The 3,822-nt window shown below is 42.2% G+C and carries 3 protein-coding genes; all 3 read right to left on the bottom strand.

The features are described from left to right. Window positions 1–130 precede the first annotated feature (130 nt). The 3 genes from ACFQZ1_RS13515 to ACFQZ1_RS13505 all read right to left on the bottom strand — a co-directional run bounded on the left by ACFQZ1_RS13515 (window position 131) and on the right by ACFQZ1_RS13505 (window position 3,485). Window positions 131–1,564, bottom strand: a complete 1,434-nt coding sequence (locus ACFQZ1_RS13515) for an IS4 family transposase (RefSeq protein ID WP_377882714.1) — start codon at window positions 1,562–1,564, stop codon at window positions 131–133. Window positions 1,565–1,753: 189 nt separating this feature from the next. Beyond that, window positions 1,754–2,644, bottom strand: coding sequence for an alpha/beta fold hydrolase (locus tag ACFQZ1_RS13510; protein ID WP_377882713.1), 891 nt, complete (start codon window positions 2,642–2,644; stop codon window positions 1,754–1,756). Between the two features lie 229 nt (window positions 2,645–2,873). Beyond that, window positions 2,874–3,485 carry a DUF2239 family protein gene (locus ACFQZ1_RS13505; RefSeq protein ID WP_377882712.1) on the bottom strand — a complete coding sequence of 204 codons (612 nt, stop codon included), beginning with the start codon at window positions 3,483–3,485 and terminating at the stop codon, window positions 2,874–2,876. Window positions 3,486–3,822: the final 337 nt, after the last annotated feature.

Raw genomic sequence — 3,822 nt, 5'->3', positions numbered from 1 at the left:
CATGCCCATCAAGCTAAGGTTGGATTTCCCGCGAACTGCCGTTCTTGTTGCCTACATGCTTGCTATTTTGTTTATTTGTTTTTAAAAATACGCATACCAAATAAACCTGGATAAGGTGTATTTGTAAAGATTATGCAGTTTTCTGCTTTAGATTGGATACAGTACACTGATAAACGACACCTAAAATATCAAAGATTGTCTTTTTCTCATATCGATGGGATTTCCGTCCATTTTTCAGTAAGAGATCAAACAAACGAATGAAAATTTTTGTTACTTCTTGGGTTTCGTTTTGTATAGCTTCATATACCAAGTACAGATGATCTTGAATCATATAAATTGCTTTATATTCACTTAATTCTTTTTGTTTTTTCTGTAGTAACAGTTGTCGCATTTTGAACATAGTGGAAGAACAAAGAAAAATAGCAATTAACTTTCCATAAAGATGACATTCTAGACGCTCTCGCTTAATATTATGACAATAATTGATACCAAAAAGGGATTTCCATGTTTTAAATACAATCTCTATTTGCCAACGTAGAGAGTAAATCTCGTGAACCTGTTCCTTCGGAACAATTTCCCATGGGATGTTGGTAATATAAACATTGATTTCTATTAAACGTTTACTTTTTTCAGAGTATGTAACCCCTTTTTTCTTTTCAACATAAGTTTGCTGTTTCCTACGTTTATGAATTTGAGTTGATGTGAGTCTGTATATTACAACTCGTGAGGGTAATTTTTGTTGTCCAACATAGGCATTCCGAATTTCATAAGTATCTCCTGGTTTTATCTGATGCATGATATCTTCAAGGTCAAGTAAAACATATAAAGATTGCTTTTTAACTGTCCCATCCCGAAAGAATTCTGGCGATTCATTTTTTATATATACTCTATTATTTAATTTCAACCGTGAAACATAGAATACCCCTCGTTGATCCATCTGGTCTAAATCTTTTAGAGAAAAGTATCCTAAATCTCGAATACACAAATCTCCTGGGCGTAAGGTATCCAAACACTCTGTACCAAAGGTTTTATCATTATTTTTACCCGGTTCCATTTGGAAATTGAGGAATTTTCCACTATGTAAATCATACTCTAGTTGAATCTTAATACCGGCTGTTTGTGCACATCCTCCTGAACCAGGATAAATAGGAGCTAAATGATTGGGTACTTGAAAAATAGTAGCATCTAAAATACGTATACGTTGAAAATAAGAAGTGTATTGGTTTGGAATTTGAGATGAATCGTTTAGTTGACTTTTGACTAAACGAGAAAACACACGCTGTAGAAATAACACCGCGCATCGGTTAAAACGTTGATTAAGTCCTTCTGGACTCATAAGTGTAGCTGTATTTGCATAAAGTTGGCTACATAATCGAGTGAGGGAATCGCTTGCTACCTGTTGACTAATCCAGATACATAAAGCAGCCAAATCTTGTGCGCCATACTTACTTTTACGTTTTACAAAACCTGTCTCTTGTGCAAGTTGTTGAAGAATATGTGGAGATAGATATCGCTGTAGTTCTTCAGCGAACAAATGAAACTCATCCTGAATCGATAGATTCATACAAAAACGCCATCCTTTCTGTATATTTCTACAAAAAGCATAACGTTTTTTTCATTTTTTGAATACAATTTCACTTTAGTTTAATCGTGATAAGTTCCAAGAGCACCGCCGCTTCCACCCGGGTCGTATGCGCCAAGGGTGGAAATTGATCAGCGGTACTCCGGCTGGTTGCTATTCAGGAAGCGCGTGTCAATTGCGACGAGCCGTTCGCTCTATGCCATCAGCGGTTACTTTGTACAGCTGGTGCGGCAGGTCGTGTCCCATGCCTTCAACCAACATTAGCTCGGCGCCCGGGATGGCAGAAGCTGTGTCCTCGCCACACGCCGGGACGAACAGGGGATCGTCCACCCCATGAATGACAAGTGCTGGTACTTTTATGGTCGCCAGCCGCGGACGACGATCACCGGAGACAGCGATCGCAGCAATTTGTCGTCCGACACTGCCTGGATCGTAGGCTCGCTGGACTTCCTCCAGAATGAGTGCCCGATAAGCGTCTTCTTCAAACGGATAGCCAGTGCCGGCGATGCGTTTGGCAAAAGAGAGGCTGTGCGCCAAAAATCCAGCTTCATCCTCAAAGGGATTCGGCGCCGGTTTAGTCATCATCGCCATGACATCCGCGGAAGCTTGCGGAAGAGTGGGATTACCGGAACTAGACATAATAGAGGTGAGTGATAAAACCCGTTCAGGGTACTCACTGGCTGCAATCTGGGCTATCATTCCGCCCATCGACCTGCCAACGAAATGTGCCCGGTCAATTGAAAGGGCGTCGAGCAGTCCGATAGCGTCGTTGGACATGTCATCGAGAGTGTAAGGGATGTCCGGTTTCTGTCCTGACATGAGAGCAGTCGCCAGTGCGTCAAAATCCAGCGTCCGATAATGGCTAAAGTGTGTCGAGCAACCTACGTCGCGATTGTCAAAGCGGATTACGCGAAAGCCCCGCGCTGCTAATATCCGACAAAACGGAACCGTCCATCGGATCATCTGGGTTCCAAGCCCGGCTATTAAGATAATAGCCTCGTCATTTTCGTTACCGAAACTGTCATAGGCCAAATCAACGCCGTTTACTTTCAGAATGTTCATGATTTTGTTCTCCTCCAATTAATTCGGTATCAGAAGTTCCGCCATAGGCAGAAGACATGAATCTTCAATCGCTGCAGTCCGATGCCCGATACCGGCCAGGTAGTCTTGATGACTTGAAAAAGCAAGAAACAACTGCACGTTGCGATGTAACGAATAGATTCAAACTCTGTCATAGCGGCTCCTTTCGTAGTTCCTTTTTTTAATTCTTTACGCCTCCAAATGCTATCATTCATAAATTCCCTTCAGGGAATGCATTAGCGGCTAATCTTTTGACATGGTTTCTGATATCAGGTGCCCAGTCATCGATGAAGTGGTAAAAACGATCCGAATCACCAGCATACAGTGCCCGCAGAGCTTCTTCGTATTGATGGAAGTTCCCGGCCATAGCTGTCATAAAGTTATGTGTTGCTTCTTGTGACTCTCGGATATTGCTCTGTTTTCCTCCAGCACGGCGAGTCTCATCAATGAGTTTTCGTAATGTTACCGATGCCCCTCCAGGTTGACTCTTGAGCCATTCCCAATGCCGTGGCAATAACGTAACCTCACCGGATACAACCCCCAGCTTGGGTCGACCGACCCGCCGTGTAGGCTGTTGATTCACTTCCGTACCGGGTAAGTCACCAAACTGTTCTCCTAATCGTTTGAGCACATCATCTGTCTTCCCACGAAAATCAACATCTACTGGCTTCCCCGTGGAATCGTCAAATAAAAGCAACTGTATGAGGTCTCTGTCATCCAGAGCTTCCTTCACTGTAGTAACAACGTGCTGTAACGAACCACTGGCGACGACTCCCACACCCAAAAATGCCGTGCAGTAAAAGCGTGTTAGGATATTACTCATGCTGACCTCTTCTCTGATTGCCTCACCAATTATACCCGGATAAAAATAAAAAAAACAATATTACCCGGATAAAATGTATTTTCCCGTTCGTCATGGAGGGAATATGTCGAGTGGAAAAGTATTAAAGAAGAGCTACAGCTTTCAACTAACTGGAAACGTTAGTTGAATAAAACAGCGGCAGTCTAAGTCTAATACTCATTTAAGCTGGTTTGACGCTTTTTAAGACTCTGATCCTGCTAGTTTGATAGTAAACAAAAAATCTCACTTTTTTCAGATAAAAAGTGAGATTTTTTGTTTAGGGGGTAACTTGATTTCTTAGCTTGATGGGCATGGGGTA

Source organism: Bacillus sp. CGMCC 1.60114, assembly GCF_042676365.1.
Taxonomy (GTDB): Bacteria; Bacillota; Bacilli; order Bacillales; family Bacillaceae_G; genus Bacillus_A; species Bacillus_A rhizoplanae_A.
Note: the sequence above shows the minus strand (reverse complement) of the source record. Positions and strands in the feature narration are given on the sequence as shown.

What these genes read in the sequence shown, in the direction of transcription:
- ACFQZ1_RS13515 (WP_377882714.1), bottom strand. Translation starts at nt 1,564, where the DNA reads ATGAATCTATCGATTCAGGATGAGTTTCATTTGTTCGCTGAAGAACTA.
- ACFQZ1_RS13510 (WP_377882713.1), bottom strand. Translation starts at nt 2,644, where the DNA reads ATGAACATTCTGAAAGTAAACGGCGTTGATTTGGCCTATGACAGTTTC.
- ACFQZ1_RS13505 (WP_377882712.1), bottom strand. Translation starts at nt 3,485, where the DNA reads ATGAGTAATATCCTAACACGCTTTTACTGCACGGCATTTTTGGGTGTG.